Below are 17,900 nucleotides of genomic sequence, written 5' to 3' on the forward strand. Positions count from 1 at the left end.
TGACCATCATTTGGTAGGGATCTCCGAATTCGAGGCCTTCCGCTTCTCATTCCAATCATCGAGGTCCTGCCTGCCAGGACGGGGACGGGATACCTGAACCCTCGTAGCTTCCACTCCCGTACCATTGCCTTCACTGTCGGAAGCGATGGAATGCAAAAAGGAGCCGGCTTGCGCGGGAGCGTTCTTGAAGGCAGCGTCTGATCCCATCTGCTGGGCCGCCAAATGTGTCTTGGCGCTCTCGTTGGATTGCTCAATACGAAGCTCCACCTGACCCTGGCCGGTTGCCACGTCGGATTTGAGACCGGTACCGTCTACCTCGCCGTGAGGCGAAACGCCGGCACGGCGCTGTGCACCTTGCACTTCGCCGCGTCTCGCCGCAGCGTCCTGAACAACCATTTCCTGCCCGCCGCGTGGCGTGGAACTCTGGTAGCCAACCCGAAGTAGGTCGGGCTTGATGGTCTGCATGATGTTCGGACCCTGCCCCACTTGCGGCATGAAGAAATTGCCGTCATCGTCCCTGCCGATCTCACCCACGTTGAGGAATCTCTGCAACGTATCGACCCACTGCTTGCGAGAGATGTTCGCATTGCCGGGGTGTTTGCCCTCTCGGGCGGCAAACTCGTAGAAGGCGTTCGCGTTGCTGATGGTCCAACTGTGCTGGAGCGCGTTGAGCTTGCGCTCCGTTTCCTGGAATTGGTGCGCCTCGTCCAGTCGGCTCGCCGACGACTCGCGGAACGACGATGCGCGCTGAAGGTCTGCGCGCACATCCTCCAATGCGCGCGTGTCAGAAGACTCGGACGAGCGGAACTGGGTGGAGTTCGCGAATTTCTCGACGGCCGATGCCGTTCTTTGGGCCGACCGGTTGCGCAGCCCTGAGACTGCCTCGGTGACAGCGCGTTGCGCGGAGGAGCCGAGATTGCCGCTGAATTGGCCGCCGGCTGACAAGCCGACCCCTTGTTTGCCTGTTGCTTGATCCGGGTCGGCCCATCGTCCCAGGAACTTCATGACGCCGCCAACGTCTACGCCGGCTTGCAAAGCCTTGGTAAGTCCGGCGCTGTCATTCGTACCAAATTGGCGGATCAGTTGCTCCCCCACGGTTCGCACGTCTTGAGAGTTGTCCGCCTCCGTCGCCTCACGAGCCTTGTTCCAAGCCTGCCCGCCTTCCGCACCGAACGCTCCAGACTTCGCAAGACCATCGACTCGGCCAATGGCCGACTGAATTAACGTCTCGGCAGATCTGGCATCGGACTGAGCAAATTGAAGCGACTGGGTGGCGCCCTGCGCCTGCTCGCGCGCCAAGGACGACACGTCGCTGACACTCACAGGGCCTGAGCTTTGTGCGTGCTGGTAGCGGGCGCCACCGGTGAGCGCGTCGACCGTCGACATCCCGCCCACTCCTGCAAACGTGGTCATCGTCGGCGACGACCGGTAGGCAGAGATTTGCTGCTGGTCCATCGTCACGTTGCCCATGTTGACGTTGCCCTTGGATGCCTGCGGCGCCTCGGACTCGGCCTGGCTTGCACCCGGGCGGGCACCGGCGATGGACATGATGCGGTCCATACCGAAAAGTACGGCGCCCGCCAGCACTGGAACGAAGGTCACCATCCACGCGGCGACGGCCACGTCCGATACCGCCGTCGAGTAGATCCCGGTGGCCGTCTGCAAGGACAGCCCGCCCCCCATCGGCAGCGTGGCCGCGGCGGCCAAGTTGCCGGAAGCGGCGAGCGTCTGCAGGTAGTTCACGACCGCGAACATGGGCGGCCACAGCTCCACCCACACCATGACCAGCAGATAGCCCTTGGCCAGGGCCGCGAGCGCCCTCCCCTCGGAGGCGATCGCGAGGATGCACAACACCGGGAACACCGCATAGAGGATGGCGTCGGTGATATTGCGTACGATGGGCAGCGCTTCCTCGGCGATGCGCCCCTGCACCAGGTAGCCAGCGTTCATGGATCCCACCGCCTGCGAGCGCAGGCTGGCGAACATCATCACGGCCGGGTCATCCAGCGACGCGCTGTACAGCGCGGATGAATCGGCCGTCGCGTTGATCAGGATGTTCTGGATCATGATGTCCTGCGCCGTCGCGCCGGCCTCGGCCAGGCGCGCCTTGCCGTACATCGCCAGCAGCGAGTCGGTCACCTTGGCCTCAGCCATTGCCCCGTCAACGTTCGGCATCAGGCGCGTGGCCATGCTGCGCAGGGCGGCTTGACCCGCGATCACCAGCGTCGGCTGGATGCGGCTGAAGACCTGGTCGCAGGGTGCAGAGACGAGCTCGCCGCCGTTGGCGGTGTCGTGGTAGGTCGAGAACAGGGCAGGATTCGGATGGCTGATTTCGTCGATCAGGCTGCTTGAGGTCTCGAAGGCGCCGGGCACCGCCTCGCGCCCCAGGCTCGGAAAGATGCAGTTGCGCAGGTAGTTGAGCGTGTCGCCCTGGGTGTTGAGCGAATGGAAATCCGCCTCGCGCGAGGCCCGCACCAGGCGGTTGCCGAACATCACCCCGTGTTCGAGATAGCTCAGCTCGGTGGGCAACGCGCGCCCCTCCTCGGGAATCGTCTGGAACGCCGTCTCAGACAGGTCGGTCAGTGTGGCGCCGATGGCCGTCTTGACCTGGGCGATGACGGCCAGGGCCCAGGGCACATTGGCCACCACCGCCGGTGCCTGCATCCCGAGTCGGTCCTCGATGGTGACGGTGGCCTTCGGAGTCAGGACCACGCCCGTCAAGACCGCAACGCAGATGAACCAATTCCACCCCTTGGCGATGTTCTTCGGGTTCACCATCAGCACGGCAACCACCAGGAAGCCGATGATCACGGCCACGCGGATCATGTCGCCGAAGTCGTCGGACGACATGACCATCGCCACGGCGTTGAAGATGCCGTGCAACGCATCGACATTGCCGTAGGCGTAGACGGTCATCGTGGGCTGTGCCATGGCGGGCTCCGAGTGCGGTTCAGCTGCGGCCGGCGCGGCCCGTCATGAGGTTGCTCAGGTCGAGCATGTTGCGCACCGAGGACGGCAGGCCGGTGCGCAACTGCCGTTCGATGCGCTGCAGGTCGTCCACCACAGCGTTGAGGCTGGGTACACGGGCCAGGGTGGTGGCGCGCTCCTGGTCGAGCGCCTTCATCAGCGCTTCGACGTTGTCGCGCAGCTCCTTGCCGTACTTCTCCTCGGGCTCGCTCTGCAGCTTCGCCTGGCCGATGTAGGCCAGGACCTGCTTCAGTTCGCGCCGCAGGAAGGTGTGGGCGTAGTCATAGGCGATCAGCTTGGCATAACGATTCACCAGCATGTCGGTGAGGTAGGTGTCGTTGCCGGTGGATCCCGCCTGGTAGCCGATCGCCATCATCCGGTACACCGGAACCGAGGTCATGTTGATGAAGCCGATCTCCGCCGCTGCCGGCGCCGTGCCCGACTGCAGCTTGTCGCGCAGCGACAGCAGAGTCGCGCGCACGTGGGTCGGGAACGGGGTCACCTCCTTGTCCACCTGCACGGGCTCGAGACAATCGTCGTCGTTGCATTGCCACCAGCCGCTGATGACCACCGTGTCCTCGGTGCTACCCTGCTTGTTGCCGTACAGCAGCGTGCTGAGCGAGTCCACCGAGGGAGGAATGGGTCTGGGTTTTTCGCCCGTGCCGCCGTGGTTCAGCGCTTTCCTGAATATCACGGTGCCCGCGATGTTCATGAAGGTCTCCCTCTCGTCGCGGCTGAAACTGGAGCCGGCGAGCGCATCCCACACGAGGTTCAGGTCGCGCAGGGCGAGCGCCTTGCTGCCCTCGTCGTTGCCAGCCTGCACTTCGGCGTTCACCGCCGGGGCGTTGCTCGCGCAGCGGCTCTGCGCGGCCGCGTCGTCGTCGCCATAGAAGCTGCGCGCCATGGAGACACAGGCGCTGTAGCTGTTGACGTCGAAGGCGCCGGACATGCCATTGACCAGCGCGTTGGCCATCTGGCAGGAGCCGCGGCTGAAGGAGTTGTATTGGGCGAGCGTTTTCTCCAGGTCGCCGAGAACCGACTCGATCATGGGGTTGATACTCTTGAGCGCCGCCTTGAAAAGCAGCCCCACCGTGTTGGCGCCCACTTGTTGCAGCAACGCCTTGAACTGCTCGCTGTTGATGTGCGAGAAGCTGCCAAGGTAGGCATCGATGCCACCGCAGCCCGAGCTGATGCTCGGCATGGTGACGCTCCAGAACTGGTAGTTGCGCGTCGGCGCGCGCATCTGCAACTCGCCGCCGGTGTAGATGCCCATGGTCTGGGAGCGGAAGGCGCCCGGGCCGGTGACATTGCTCACGGCACCCATGTCGTTGAACATCTGCAGCATCTCGCCACTCAGGTCGGCGGCCCAGGCCATGCTGACCCACTGCATCGCGACGATGGTCGTGACGGCCACGGCGGTGCGGGCACGCCGCCCTGCAGGAACTCGACGGGTCTTTGTCATGGTGAAGGTCCTCTCAAGGCGGTCGCGGTAGTCGAGGTGGTGATTCACGGCTTGGCAAAAGCATCGGCGGGCACCCAGGACACGGGCTGCGGCGCACCAGCGCGGTCGAGCAGCGCGCCCATGTCGCCGCGACTGCGCAGCACCATTGCGATGCGATCGACCATCTCTGCTGCCGTCATGGGCCCGAAGCCCACTGGCAGCAGTTCGCGCGAGCGCGGCTCGGCGAGAACCGTGAAGGGCACCTGAAAGCTCCCTTCCGGGATGCGCAGAGCCTGCATGACCTGGCGCGACATGCCGTTGTCGCTCGCCGGCTGCGGGTACATGGGGATGCCCTTGCCGTCCAGGCTCACCGGGAAGACCGTGAACCCGTACTTCTCCTCCAGTTGCCTGAGCATGGGAGCGTGGGCGTGGCAGTACGGACAGTCAGAGCGGAAGAAGAAGTACAGGCCGTGCGTGCGTGCGAGTTGCTGCATCAGCGTGTCCTTCTGGTCGGCGTGGACCTGGTCGAACACCCGTAGCGCCGCGCCGTTGGGCGGCCGGGTGCCCTGGGAGGTCTCGTCTACCCATGGCATGCGGGCCGCAAGCAGCTGGGCCCGATCGGTGAACAGCGACGCCTTGCGCCGCGCCTGGGCCCACGTCTCCAGGAACCGGGCCAGGTTCTCCTCGCTGGGGTTGACCACCGCAGCGTTCAGGGCGTTCTCCAGGTGCTGCTGGAACGCCTTGTGAGCCGCCAAGTCGCGTTCCAGCGGCGATGGAGCGGGAACGGGTGCAGGCAACCGCGGCGGCACCTCGTCGTCGTCGGGCGGAGGATCCTGGTACCAGAACCAGCCATCGCGAGACGAGCGCCAGTAGGCTCGCGCCGCCGAGTTCTCGCCGTCCGGCATCAGGGAGGCCGCAGCGAGGTTGGCGACAACGCGAGCAGGCGCTGGTGCCGACGTCGCCTGGGCCTGGGCGACGTGGACGCAGAGAGCCTGGCCGGTCAACACCGAGATGGCGGTCACGGCGCGGGTGACCTTGAGGAAGCGTCGGGCGATGTGGGTGTGGATTGACATGAAGGGCTTCCTCGTAGGTCACGGTCCGCAGCGGCCGCCACCGTAGTAGCAGTTGTCCTGGGCTTCGCCTGCGCGGCCAGCGTTCCCGCCGTTGTCGATGGGTGCCGGCGTGATCGAGGCGTAGAATTCGCTCAAGTCGATGCGCGACCAGTCCAGGTTCTGGAACTCCTCGACGGTGAAGCCCTCGCAGGAGGGCTCGCGCGAGGAGCCCCAATCGCGCTGAAGTTGCGGCCGACCCTGCTCTTGGACGATGCGCGCCAGCATCGATGGGAAGCAGCAGTAGCTGTAGGTCCTGCACAAACACCCACCCAACCAGTCGCGCTCGGAGCAGAAGTTGCCGATGTAGTGGCACTGCCCCTCCTCGCGCTGGCGGACCGTTTCACGCTCGTCGGCCTCGCACTGGATGAAGTCACCGTTGGCATCACAGCAGTCACGCAGGCCCCAGGTGTCCTTGTCGCAATGGCCGGGCGAGCCCTTGAATATCTGAAGGTTTGCCGCGTCGAACTGCTGGCCAGCTTCCTCGCGTGCCTCCATGTGCGCCACGGCGAAGGCAAAGTTCTCGTTCGGTGCATAGGTCGTGTCGTAGCAGGAGCCGCCGGCGCAGTAGTTCTGGTCGCCGCAGTTGAGCGCCTGGGAGTACACCGCGTCGGCGATCTTGCAGTCGTACTGCGCCTCCGCCTTGAGGCAATGCCCCTGGCCATCCTGTTCCTCGCAGGTGTACTCACCCGCCTGCGAGCAGCCGGCAAACCGGGGATCGGTGCAGGTCGAGCCCGCGGACAAGGCCGTGCAGGCAAAGGTGTTCTGCCAGTGCCAGCATTGCCGGGTGACTTCCTCGCCGTCGATGAGGCGCGTGGAGGGTCCGTCCAGGCACATGCTGGCCGTTCGGACGCACTGCTGCTGGCCGGTGGGCATGGGCGCTGGCAGCGACGGACCGCCGGGCCCAGCGACGCCGTCGGCTGGCAACATGGGCGTGATGCCTTCAAACGCGGCACAGGCGTTGTTCCAGCTCTCGTTGGCCGTGGCCAGGACCCTGGGCCGTGAGAAAGCGAGCGACAGGCTCGTCATCGGCTGCCCCGGCGGCGTGCTGGGCACCACGATCGCCTGCTGGGTGGGCGTAGATGGGCCCTGGCGGCTCCAGTAGCCCACTTCGCTGTTGGCAAGCGGATGGGCCAGCAAGGCGCCGCGAGTCCTTGATTTCGCCCAGCACTGGTGGCGATCACCCCGCTCCTCTGCGCAGGTCTGTCCTTCGCCGTCTTGGACGCAGGTGACGAAGTACAGCTCGTTGCCTGCCAGCTGCTGCAACGGGCAGGCGTACTTGGCCTCCAGGAAGCCGGGAGCAACCGGCTCGCAGACGATGCCGCCGTCGCCGCCTTCAAAGGTGCACTTCGTGCCACCCGCGAAGTAGTAGAAGCTCAACGCGCAATCGTCGCCGATGCATCCGGGACCATAGGCAAAGACGTCGACGTCGGTGGTCGAGCCCATGTGGTCGGCGGCGATACGCAGCGAGGCCACCTTGGGCGGATCCTGGCCGAGGGCGGGCAGGCTGGCGGCCATGGAGAGCCGCGCGTCGGCGGTGACCGGCTCGGCCTTGCGCTGCGAGCCCAGTGCGCCGATGCGAAAGGTCGTCATGCCGTCAGGCGGCGCCAGATCGCACAAGGCGGAGGCGTCGACCTGGCCGAGGTTGCCCAGTAGTGTCTGGCCGGTGGCCACCCAACTGCCCTGCTCGCAGCTCGTGCGCGTGTGCGGCACGACGGAGAGCTGCTTGTCGCACTGGGTGGTGGTCCAGGCCTCGGTGCGGGAGTCGCAGGTCTCGCGCCTGAACTGCGCGGGCGACACCAGCGTAGGCGATCCGACCGAGCAAGCGCTGTAGGTGGTCGCGATGTCGCCGAGGATGAGCGACGGATTCATCTGCGCGTCCTCGCCGGCAAAAGCCGGGTCGGCCCGCGTGACGTTGCTTGGTGGGCGAGACTGGATCCCCTGGCTGATGCCGGCGCAGGTCGGGTCGCTCGGCCGCGCGGCGCAGTCGGCCTGCTGCTGGGACAGCGGGGTCTGCAGGTCGCGGGTGCGGTAGTAGCTGCGCTCGGGCGGGTTGTCTGTGTAGTTCGGCACTTCACTGGCCGTTCGGCCGGATTTGATCTCCTCGACCTGTGGACCGGTCTTCGACTGTCCCAGGGCCTTGCCGTCCTCGAAGTCACGCGCAGAGTCGGCCCCGGCGGCAGAGGCCAGCGCAGCGCCAAGGATGGCCACAAGGACAGGCGCAGCCACCCTCATGGCATACCGCCTTCCAGGCGCCGCAGATAGGGCGCAGCCGCCACCGCCGCTGCCGCATCGGCCTGTGCCATCGCCAACAGCGCTCGGCGCAGGGTCACGTCGCCCGCCACTCGGCTGTGGGGCGGCTGGCCGCACTGCGCCCCCTGCTCCACGTCGCCGGACTGGCAACGCTGAATCGGCTGGTTAGGGTCGACCAGGACGTACGTCGGCACCGCCTCGATGCGCAGCGCGCGATACAGCGTCGGGTCGATCTGCCAGGCGACGCGGCGCTTTCCGATCAACTGCTGGATCATGGCCTTGGTCGTCTTGAGCGAGCCGTCTTTGACGCCCCGCAGCACCAGCAACGCGCCCGAGCGCTCCGCGTCGTCGACCAGCATTTCCAGACTGGCGCTGGGCATTCCCAGGGAGACGAAGACCAGCAGTCCCGACACCGCACGCTCACCGCCAGCCGGCGTGGCTGCGGATCCCACGCCCAGGCGCTCATAGCGGCTGGCCAGCTCGGCAAGGTCTGGAGCCGGCGCAGCCGGCACGTCGGGCAGCGCGTCGACGTTGGGCATGGACGGTGCTGCGCGGCGCAGCTCATCGGCACCGGGCATGCGCAGGTCCTGTGGCCGCATGCGCTGCTCGATCTCCTGAGTGTTCGGCATGGCGGGCGCCTGGGCAACGGCGGGCGGCACCGCCGAGGCGAGCCAGCAAAGCGAGAAGAGCAAGGTGCGCATCGTGGCTCCCCGGCCTCAGTAAGACATGCAGCAGTTGCGCTTGCGAAAGACCTGGTAGGTGAAGTCCTCGCCGCGGATGGGGAACTCCTTGGCCATGCCCCAGATCTGCGTGGTGCGCCCGAACGGCTGGCAGCAGCGGTTCTCGCCCGAGCCATCGTTGCCGGCGGTCAACGGGATGGGGTAGACCATCTGGATCTTGTAGCCCGTCTTGTCCATGAGCGGCGCGTAGTGCGGTGAGCACACGGCACTCTCCCCGTGCCACTGCTGGGCGATCAACTGACGGTGCAGCTTGGCCATCATCCGGTGTGCGATCAGCGATGACGCCTGCACGCCACCGATGTGCACCGGCACGTTCCCGTTCATCGGATAGGTCGGGCCGTTGCAGCCCGAGCACCAGAACATCTCGCGGATGCCGAATCCGGCACTGGCCGCAATGCAGTCCGCGGTGCACGCGGCGATCGCAACGATGTTGGCAAACAAGGGTGCTTCCGGCTCGAGGATCGCCGTGAGCTCGTCGTCGTGCCAAGCCGGGTCGTACTCGGTCATGTAGGCCAGGTCATACGCGCCCGGCTCCAGACACTGGTCATCCATCAAGACTTCGAGGTAGTAGAGGATCGGGTTGATGTAGTAGTGCGCCTGGTAGAAGGAGCCCTTGTTCACCTTGTCGTGGGCGGTGTGGTCCTGCCCGCCTGGCGGCGCATACCGCCCCCCGTCCATGTAGTAGCCGCCAAGCGACGGGAAACAGAAGGCGGTGCGGGTGATCTCCAGCGTTCGCGCCGGCTCCCAGAAGCCCACCTCAAGGCCGATTCGGTAGTACGGCGGGACCCCAATCGGGCAAATGCAGACCGGATTCGCCGGGTTCTCGATGTCCTCTTGGCCGTAGTCGAAGGCGATCGCGCCGATCGAGATCGGGAAGATGCACTGCCAGCACACGTCGGTGATGGGGTTGAAGAAGGTGCCGAAGCAGGTCGCCTCGCCCGGGTTCGGCGCGCCCTCGGCATGGGCGGGCAGTTGGCACAGGAGGGCTGCGGCCAGCAGCAGCCGGGACAAGGCAGAGGACAGAAGACGGTGACTCATACCGGCAACTCCTCGACCTTCAGCACGAGCCCGGCCTGGCTGACCTTCGCTGGAACTGCCTGGATCCCGAAGCGCTGCACCAGGCGTCCGCCCTGGTCGAAAAACACCTGGCGCTGCCACAGCTTGGCCAGTGCCACCGGCGAACCGGCGGTGAGGATGAGTTTGACTGGCAGCTCGCTGCTGTCCATGAGGCGCTTGGCCACGGCCAGCTGAGCGCGGTCGCGCCCATCGATGAACAGGAGCACGCTCGACAGCCGCACAACCGACAGCGGGTTGGCCAGCGTGCCCGCCGGGATGACGATGCGGCCCTCGTGGTCGACGATGGGCTCATCGAACCGGACCGAGGGGTCCACCTCCCAGGAACGAGGTTTTCGCGCGCGCGAAACGCCGGCCACCGCCGTCGGCGTCTCGATGTGGGCGCGCATGCGGTTGAAGGCAGCCTGCTGCAAACGCGGCAGTTCGCCGGAGCCCTCCTTGGCCTTCAGGACCGCCTGGATCTCGTCGAGCATGTCGATCTCGGCGATGGGGTAGACCGGGCCGATCGTGCCCGAATCCGCGGCCGCGGCACCGCCGGCGATCGCGACGGCGGCAGCAGCAACCGCGGCTATCAGCGCAGCCGTCCGCCGGGCCTTGCAACCGTGTTGTTTCAGGATTGCCGTCACCACAGTGGCACCGCCCTTCCTCTGATCGCTGACACGGGCACGAGGCCCATGACCGCGTAGCGCGAGTCCAGGGCGTCAGCATGGGGCGCCCACATGTAGACGAAGCCGGGCGGGATGACTTGAGGGCTGATTGGCTGCAATGGCACGCCCGCGCGGGAGTGCGTCTTGCAGAGCCCGCCATTGATCCGGCCACGCGCCGTCACCAGCCAGATCTGCCGCCCTTCGACCTCGACGCGGTCGCCCGGCACGCCGACCAGGTACTTGACGAATCCCTCGCCCTTGGCCGGCCCCGCAGAGGCTTGCTTCCAGCCCACATGGCCGAGCAATTCGGACCACCAGGTGGAGCCGTGGTAGCCCGCGATCGCTGATCCGGTGTAACCGAAGACCGCCAGTTCACCCGGCCGGGCCGCTGCGCCCTTGAGCACCAGCACGGCTGACTTGTGCACGCTGTCGGTCATCACCCAGGCCAGGCCGACGTACCGGGTCACCATGAACAGCAGCAGCAGGATCGCCAGGTCGCGTGGCAGCGCTCGGCGGATGGCTGGCCAGCGCTCCTGCAGACGCTTCGTCAGCCTCGGCCAGAGGCCACGCGGGCGCGCCTGCGCCGGCGGCCATACGCCTGGCATCACGATCACCAGGCCAGTGTCGCTGTCCGGCACCTGCACCGCTGAGGAGCGTGACCGCGCTCGCTTGCTCACCGCCGTCCTCCATCACCAGCCTGTGTCGTACGGGCCTGGGCCAGGCCCAGGAGCGTGGCCACGACTTCGGTGTAGTCCGGAATGGTGGAGTCGGCGCCGAAGACGGTGGACATCGCCACCAGCGTGCACCGGCACTCCTTGGACAACTCTTTCATGGTGTTGGACAGGGCTGGTCCGAACTCCTCGGGCATTCGATAGAACTGCGACAGGGCCTCTCCGGCAAGCGCTGCCGTGCTGGGAGCGGAAGCCGATGTGCCTGGCGCTTGAATGGCATCCACCGCCATCAGCGCGTTGCGCGAGGCCTTCTCGTGGGCCAGCTCATAGAGTCGCGCAACGTCGACCACGGCCAACCGCGGTGTGCGCGGCTGCCGAACCGCCACGTCGTATATGCCTATGGCCACCATGGCGACCACGCCGGAGACGATGGCATAGGAGAGCAGGCGCACCATCGTCTGGCCGCCCCCACGAAGTGCGGCGTCGCCTTCGATGGCAAGCGATTGGCTCAACGCCTGAGGGGCGGGCTCGCCCGGCGCCTGAGGCTGAGATTGAGGGATCATGCGGCCTCCTGCCTGGGGAGGATTTCGATACGCGGCAGTTCGTTGGCGCCTTGGGCGCTGGTGTGAGGCTCAAGGCCGATCCGTGAATCCGAGCGCAGGCCCAGCGTCGCGGCAACGCGCCAACGTACTTCGTCATCGAGAAGCAAGGTGGTCGGCACGGCCAGCTTCTTGCGCGCGAAGGCCAGCGCAAGCCAAATCAGTACCGGGGCCAACGTCAGCCCGATCAACTCGAGCGGCTTGACGACACTGCGCCACTCCTGGGCAGACAGCGAACGCAGGGTGTCGAAGGACTCGGGGTCGGCAAATATCAACCCGACGGCTAGCCAGAACAGGAGCGTCGGCAGCATCCACCCAAGTGCAGACAGCAACTGCATGGCGAAGACAAACCACGCCATCCACCAGCGGGTACGGGCGCGCGTATCGCACAGGATCTCCATCTCAATCCACGCCAGGTCGGCGTCGCCAATAAGTGCTGCCGGCTTGCCACAGACCCGAACGGTCCAACCGCCCGAGGGCTGCTTGATCCTGCGCCGCAGCTGATACGCCAAGGCACCCTGTGCCACGGACAAGACCGTCAGGCCCATCGCCCACAGGTACAGGAATGCGACAAACGGACGCGGTGACCCGAGAACGAGTCCCAGCACGACTATTGCGGCGCTGACCACTGCCGCCCCCATGGCATCGACGAACAGCAGGCGGGGAACCTTCCGATACGGATCGATGCTGCCGGAAAGCAGGGTGCGCAGTGCCACCCAGGGGCGGCCCGAGCGAGCAGCGTTGCGATCGGCTGAATTGGTCATGTTGCCTCCTGGATGCCGCGTTCGCGCAGCAAATCGTCGATCGCTTCGCTCACCGACATGCCTTCTTCCAGCCGCTGATCCAGCGGGACGTTGTCCTCGGGGCGGTTGGAGAACAGCAGCAGCGTGCTGGGGTTGATGACCAGGCGCATCACGCCCCGGTACAGGTCGGAATGGACGTACCACTCCTTGAAGTGGCCCGATCCACCGCCGATGGAGCCCAGCAGGCGGCGCAGGTTGTCGTCGAGCTTGATGGCGTCGCCCTTGGCGATGGCCTCGATGGAGTTCTCGGACTGGCGGCCGAGCAGAATGAACGCCGCCTGATTCCAGATCGAGGCGCCGTAGGGTGAGCTGAAGTAGTGCGCTACGTCCTGCGTCGCGGTGATGGCCGAGCCGTTGTACTTGCGCACCCGCAGGTAGAGCTTTTCAAGGAACTGGGCCTGCGCCTGGTCGTCGGGGCCACTGCCGGCGAGCGCCTCCTTCGCTTCGTCCATGATGAAGATCTTCTGACGGTGTCGCTCTTCCAGCATCTCCTGGGTGATCTGGTACAGCAAGATCAACTGAACCACGGCCTTCAGGTGTGGCTTGGTGTCGAGTTCCTGCATCTCGAACACCATGAATGAGTTGCTGAAGTCCAGCGTCGCTTGACCCTCGAAGTAGTTGGCATAGACGCCACCCCCGCTGAACGGGGCAAGCATGTCGGCCATGTCGTAGTAGCGCTGATCGATCGGCCGATCGTCGTACAGACGGCCCATGCTGTAGCGCCGCTGAACGTCGGTGACCGTCATCGCTCGCCCACGCGAGGTGAACTCTTCCTTGATGATCACCGCCAGCGAAGCGTAGATCGGCGGCTCCAGCGGTGCATTGGGGCTGGCCATCTTGGCCAGCAGCGGCTGCAGCATCGCGACGTCGTCGTCGATCCCTCCGCAGACCTCGACGCCCTCTGGCGTCTGAATCTCGCGCGGCTCGGACACCAGGCTGAACGGGTTCACGCACAGGTGTTCGGTGCCGTTAAAGACCACGAACTGCCCGCCCACCCGGCCGGCGGTGCGTTCGAAGCTCTTGCCCATCTCGATCACCCGCACGAGCGCGCCTTTGCTCGCGTAGGAGGTGGCGATCTCCTGCAGGAACGTGGACTTGCCCGAGCCAACGGAGCCGACGACGACCGCGTTCTTCCCGCCATCGATGTTGTCGAAGAAGTCCAGCGCCTGGACCTGCCCGCGCCGGCCCACGCCAACCAGCGTTGGCGTGCCGGTGCCCTTGCCCTCCGCAATCATGGGCGCCATGTGGATGGTGTTGCCCGACGTGCGCAGGTCCCAGCGGCGGAGCTTCTCCAGGTCAGCGCCAAAGGGCCGGCTCAAGGTCAATGGCAGCGCCTGCAGCAGTGCGGGCTTGTTGACATAGGTGTCCCCGTGCAGCTCGAAGCCTCGCGCAGCCCAGACATCACGCATTGCGCTCTCGGCGCGTTGGGCGCGACCCGGCGGCGCGAACAGCGCGACCTGGTGATAGACCTTCACCAGCTTGCCGCCGCGCTCCAGCGCCTTGAGCGCCGAGGTCCACTCGGCCGACTTCTCGGCGGCACCGGGCAAGAGTTCGGCGTGCTTGGCGTCCGCGTTGCGCTTGGCCTCGGCCTTGCCCACGGTGGCACCCGTGCGCATGTCCCGCTGGTCCGGGATCAACACGCCCATCGTTATGAGGAAGGGACACGGCACTTGCAGCGTGTCCTGGAACAGGTCACCGATAAGCGCGCCCATGCCCCACAGGAAGAAGCGCTTGGGTGGGCGCACCAGGGACAGGCACCGCACCTCCACCCGCTGATCAGCGCCGCCGGGACCCTCCAAGACGGAGAACTTCGGGTGACGCCAATCGCCCAGCGTGTCGCGGTCGATGCACTGCTCACCGATGGATTTCAGGGGCTGGTACTCCGCCTGCGCTGGTGCCTGGCCGAGCAGCCGCGCCGGATTGAGCATGCCGCTGACCAGGCTGATCAGGTCGTCGGCGCCGAGAATGCGGTTGGCGAAATGCGCGGATTCAAGCGTGCTGCGAACGCCATCGCGGATGTTGAGCAGATCGTCGATCGCGCCGAGGTTCTCGATGCTGCCGGGCAGCGAGACCGACAGGAAGAGCCGGAAATCCCTCACCAGCATGCCGGAGCCCGGCACCAACGGCTGCTGGCTGCCACGCATGAGGTGCGCATAGCGTCGGCGTGCCGCCTGGCGAAACACGTTGTCGTTACGCGCCGGCCGGCCACCCAGCAGCTCAGAGCGGCGCTCGACATCGGGGTCCGACATGCGCAAGCCTGCATAGCGCTTGAGCAAGGGACCGATGTGCGGCGAGGCGTAAAGCGAGAGCTGCATCGTCGCGTGGGTCGGCAGCCGGGCGTAGATGCCCTTGAGGCGGTCGGCCGTTGCCTGGTCGGCGCCGGACTGGGGTGTCAGCTCCAGCAGGAACCCCACCGAGTCACGGTTGATGAAGACCTGGTCGTCGGGCCGGTAGCTGCGGTAGGGGAGCCAGTCTCCGATGCGGGAGCCCTCCTCGCTCAAGTCGACGTGCTCATGGTCCGCGACGGCGACATCGCCCGCCTCGTCGCCGCTGGTCTGCCGTTGAGCGGAGAACAGCGAGCGCAACCAGCGCAGCGGCGCGGTAGTGGTCGACGTCATCGTTGCGTCCCCCCGGTCGGGCGGAATGCCGGCGCTGCAGGCGCTGGCACCGGTGCAGCTGCCTTGGACGAAGACGCCGGGTTCGTCACCGGCGCGGCGGCTGCCGATGAGACAGGCGCCGGCATCGGCGTGAACTGACGCCGGATGCGCTCGCGGTTGTGCTCAACCAGCCAGCGGCCGGAGTCCACCTGCAGGTAGACGTAGCTGTCGCTGTGCAGGTCACCATCGGAGTCCTCCCAAGGCGCGAGCCAGATGCGGATGAGGGTCGGCTCGGACCGGATCGCCCCCAGCGTGGCCACAGCATCGGCGCCCTCGCCCTCGGCTTCCAGCAGCTGCGCCTTGCGCGGCGCGGCGGCGGAGAAGAGGGCTTCCGGCGACGGGCGGCCAGCTTCGGCGGACGCGGCCGAGGCCGGCCGTTGCGACGGCAGGTTGCCCGCTGACGCGTTGGCATGCACCCCGCTGACGCTCTGACACGGCACACCGGGCGGCGCCGCGCAGGTCATCTCGGAGCTGCCGCCCAGGCCCGACATGTTCGAGCAGCCGGACAGCATGGCCACCACGACAGGCCCGCCCCAAAGGTGGTGATTGAGGCGGCGGTTGAGCCGGCCGGGCCGGCAGGAGTTGCGCTCGAAGCTCATGGATTCACCTTCACGGGGTTGGCGTCGGCGGGGACCAGACCGGTCTTGGTGACCACGTTGCCGCTGGCGGCGTCTGCCGAGGCATCCAGCCAGGCAACCAGGTCCTGAGTCGGCAGTGCACCGGCACGCTTGCGGCCGTCCGCGCTGAAAAGCGTGGGCGTGGCTTGGACACCCATCGCCTTGGCTGCGCGCTCGACCTGGTCCAGCCCCTCGGTGGGGCAGCCGGCTGGCGCGGCGGGCGGCTGAAGGCCGTTCACCATCCAGTCGCGCCAGGCCTGCTCACGCCCGGGCGCGCACCACACGCCCGCGGCAATGCGGCGCGACTCCGGGCCCAGGATGGACAGCACGTAGACGTGGACCGTCACGTCGTCAAGCTGCGCAAGCGTGCGCTCAAGCTTGCGGCAGTAGCCGCATTGCGGGTCGGCCAGCACGTGCAGGACGCGCCTTCCGGTGCCGCGCGTCCAGGTCAGGGCCTGTTCGCGCGGCAGGCTCGACACGTCCACCTTGTCGATAGCGCCGAGCCGGTCGGCCGTGGTATCTCGGCGTTGCTGCATGTCCCACACGCGGCCGAAGACGAAGTAGCGGCCCGTGGGCTCGACGTACGCCACGTTCTTGCCCATGACGACTTCGTACAGCCCGGGTACCGGCGACGGCGTGACACTGTCGATGCGAGTCGTCGGGTACTGCGCACGCAACTGTCGCGCCATCGCCTCCGCGCTGGTCGCTTCGGCCACCTGGTGCGCCGGCTCGGCGGCCAATGCCTGCATCGCGAACGAACCTACGAAGGCAAAGGCGATCGAGCCAGCAGGCAGCACTGCGGCAGAGATAAGCAGGTCGACGCAACGGTTGCAGCGCTGAATCCAGCGGGTCGATGGCCTATCACTCTTCATCGAAATCTCCTTGCGCGGCACGCAGCAGCGAGGTGCGGTCGGCGGTCTGCCGGCGCACGGCCGTTGACGGCCCGGCGGCCAAGGCCGGGTCCAGCTGGACGCCCTGGGTGATGACCACGTCCACCGTCCGTCCGGCCTGCACCTCGATGACAGGGAAGGTGCGCTCGGCGAGCTGGATGTAGTACTGCGAGAGGCGGTCGAGGGCCTTGCCCACGCCCGTGCCCACCCCTTGACGCACGATGCCCGCCGAGTCTGTAGGCGGTGTGCTGACCGAGCCCAGCGGCGTGGTGCTGATCGTCTGGCTCGCCTGGGCGATGCCCTGGCCGATGCCCGAGGCGATGCCCGACAACAGCGCGTTGCTGAGGATCGCGCCCTGCTTGGTGACCAGCGTGCCGCGCACGCCGTTCATGCCGTCCTCGCCGAAGATGGAGCCCTTGAGGGGCACCTCCAGCACCGAACCGTTGTGCAGCACGCAGGACAGCAGCGTCGTGCGGATATACGCCCGCTCGGCAGACTGGTCGCCGTATCCCTCTCCCACCACGAAGCAGTCGCGCACGCCGGCCCGGAACTCGTTGGGCAAGACCGCTGCGTCCGCCAGACGCAGCAGCACCGGCACCGGGTTCGATTGCGCCTGGCCACCGGTGGGCGCTGCCAGGCCGCCCAGGATGACGGCCTTGGCGAAGCCCACCGGCAGGAAGCTGCCCACCTGGCGGCGGCCCGGCGTGCCCACCCCAGCCTCACCTGCCGAGGCGGCGCTCTTCATAGACACGCGCACCAGCCCCTGCTGCGGCGGGGCCGTTGTCGCGGTTCCCATGCCGTAAGACGGCCCTCCCCGCGATGCCGTGGCGCCCCCGTTGGGTGATCCCGGCGGATAGGACAGGTTGTCGTTCGGCGCCGGAAGACGGCCAGCCGACCGGGGCTGCGCCGGAAAGGCGCCGGGGGTGCCTGACGCAGCCGGGGCGGCGGCCCGCCCGCGCGAGGCTGCCGTCGCGGTGGCCTTGGACATGACGCGTCGCACGTCCTCAGCCGAGGTGCCGTCAGCGTCTGATGCAGCGCCTGACGCAGCCGCGGTGCCGGCGATCGGCCGGTTCTCGCGCAGCGCCTTGAGCTGGTCCAGCAGCTCGCGGTTGGTGCGCTCTTGTTCGGACTTTTGCTGCCGCGACTCGTCGGCCGACCTCTTGAGGTCATCGCGCAGCTTGGCCAGGTCGCGGCCCGCGTTGCCGATCCAGGCGTCCTTGCTGTCGAGTTCATCGCCTGGAACGGCGGCGAGCGACTTGGGCTTGGGCAGCTTGGAGGCCCGCACGCCCTTGACCGCGTCGGGGCCGCCGATGAAACCGGAGACGGCCAGGGCGACGATGGCCATGGCTAGCCCGCCGCCAATCATGTTGACGACCTGCTTGCGCTTGGGCGGCAGGGTCGAGTAGATGGGGATGCGCACGGGTCAGCCCTC

Annotated in this window: 14 protein-coding genes; all 14 read right to left on the reverse strand. The window is 66.8% G+C overall.

The features are described from left to right. Positions 1 to 6 precede the first annotated feature (6 nt). From ACS5PM_RS19930 to ACS5PM_RS19995, 14 genes are read right to left on the reverse strand one after another with little or no spacing between them, the layout of a single operon-like run. A complete protein-coding gene (locus tag ACS5PM_RS19930; protein ID WP_439389429.1) occupies positions 7 to 2,931 on the reverse strand; it encodes a conjugal transfer protein TraG N-terminal domain-containing protein in 2,925 nt (974 codons plus the stop codon). Between the two features lie 19 nt (positions 2,932 to 2,950). Continuing rightward, entirely contained in the window at positions 2,951 to 4,429 is a 1,479-nt protein-coding gene (locus tag ACS5PM_RS19935) for a conjugal transfer protein TraH (protein ID WP_439389430.1), read from the reverse strand. 44 nt (positions 4,430 to 4,473) lie between these two features. Then, positions 4,474 to 5,481, reverse strand: coding sequence for a conjugal transfer protein TraF (gene traF, locus ACS5PM_RS19940; protein WP_439389431.1), 1,008 nt, complete (start codon positions 5,479 to 5,481; stop codon positions 4,474 to 4,476). 18 nt (positions 5,482 to 5,499) lie between these two features. Next, complete coding sequence (gene traN / locus ACS5PM_RS19945) at positions 5,500 to 7,752, reverse strand: conjugal transfer protein TraN (protein WP_439389432.1); 2,253 nt, start codon at positions 7,750 to 7,752, stop codon at positions 5,500 to 5,502. After that, a complete protein-coding gene (gene trbC / locus ACS5PM_RS19950; protein WP_439389433.1) occupies positions 7,749 to 8,471 on the reverse strand; it encodes a type-F conjugative transfer system pilin assembly protein TrbC in 723 nt (240 codons plus the stop codon). Before trbC ends, traN begins: the two co-directional genes overlap by 4 nt. Positions 8,472 to 8,486: 15 nt before the next feature. Beyond that, the gene (locus ACS5PM_RS19955) at positions 8,487 to 9,548 is read right to left on the reverse strand and encodes a TraU family protein (RefSeq protein ID WP_439389434.1); all 1,062 of its coding nucleotides are present in this window, start codon (positions 9,546 to 9,548) and stop codon (positions 8,487 to 8,489) included. Then, complete coding sequence (gene traW / locus ACS5PM_RS19960) at positions 9,545 to 10,210, reverse strand: type-F conjugative transfer system protein TraW (protein ID WP_439389435.1); 666 nt, start codon at positions 10,208 to 10,210, stop codon at positions 9,545 to 9,547. The genes ACS5PM_RS19955 and traW overlap by 4 nt, the downstream gene beginning before the upstream one ends. Continuing rightward, positions 10,207 to 10,908: a S26 family signal peptidase gene (locus ACS5PM_RS19965; protein WP_439389436.1), complete on the reverse strand. Its 702-nt coding sequence runs from the start codon at positions 10,906 to 10,908 to the stop codon at positions 10,207 to 10,209. The genes traW and ACS5PM_RS19965 overlap by 4 nt, the downstream gene beginning before the upstream one ends. Then, positions 10,905 to 11,465 carry a hypothetical protein gene (locus ACS5PM_RS19970; protein ID WP_439389437.1) on the reverse strand — a complete coding sequence of 187 codons (561 nt, stop codon included), beginning with the start codon at positions 11,463 to 11,465 and terminating at the stop codon, positions 10,905 to 10,907. Before ACS5PM_RS19970 ends, ACS5PM_RS19965 begins: the two co-directional genes overlap by 4 nt. Further along, entirely contained in the window at positions 11,462 to 12,265 is an 804-nt protein-coding gene (locus ACS5PM_RS19975; RefSeq protein ID WP_439389438.1) for a hypothetical protein, read from the reverse strand. The genes ACS5PM_RS19970 and ACS5PM_RS19975 overlap by 4 nt, the downstream gene beginning before the upstream one ends. After that, positions 12,262 to 14,922, reverse strand: coding sequence for a type IV secretion system protein TraC (traC, locus tag ACS5PM_RS19980; RefSeq protein WP_439389439.1), 2,661 nt, complete (start codon positions 14,920 to 14,922; stop codon positions 12,262 to 12,264). Before traC ends, ACS5PM_RS19975 begins: the two co-directional genes overlap by 4 nt. Beyond that, on the reverse strand, positions 14,919 to 15,560 hold the full coding sequence (locus ACS5PM_RS19985) for a TraV family lipoprotein (protein WP_439389440.1): 642 nt from the start codon (positions 15,558 to 15,560) through the stop codon (positions 14,919 to 14,921). Before ACS5PM_RS19985 ends, traC begins: the two co-directional genes overlap by 4 nt. Beyond that, positions 15,557 to 16,471 (reverse strand): DsbC family protein, encoded by a 915-nt coding sequence (locus tag ACS5PM_RS19990; protein ID WP_439389441.1) that lies wholly within the window; start codon positions 16,469 to 16,471, stop codon positions 15,557 to 15,559. The genes ACS5PM_RS19985 and ACS5PM_RS19990 overlap by 4 nt, the downstream gene beginning before the upstream one ends. Then, on the reverse strand, positions 16,440 to 17,888 hold the full coding sequence (locus ACS5PM_RS19995; protein ID WP_439389442.1) for a TraB/TrbI/VirB10 family type IV secretion system protein: 1,449 nt from the start codon (positions 17,886 to 17,888) through the stop codon (positions 16,440 to 16,442). The genes ACS5PM_RS19990 and ACS5PM_RS19995 overlap by 32 nt, the downstream gene beginning before the upstream one ends. Positions 17,889 to 17,900 lie beyond the last annotated feature (12 nt).

Source organism: Ideonella flava (genome assembly GCF_051857595.1).
Taxonomy (GTDB): Bacteria; Pseudomonadota; Gammaproteobacteria; order Burkholderiales; family Burkholderiaceae_C; genus Ideonella.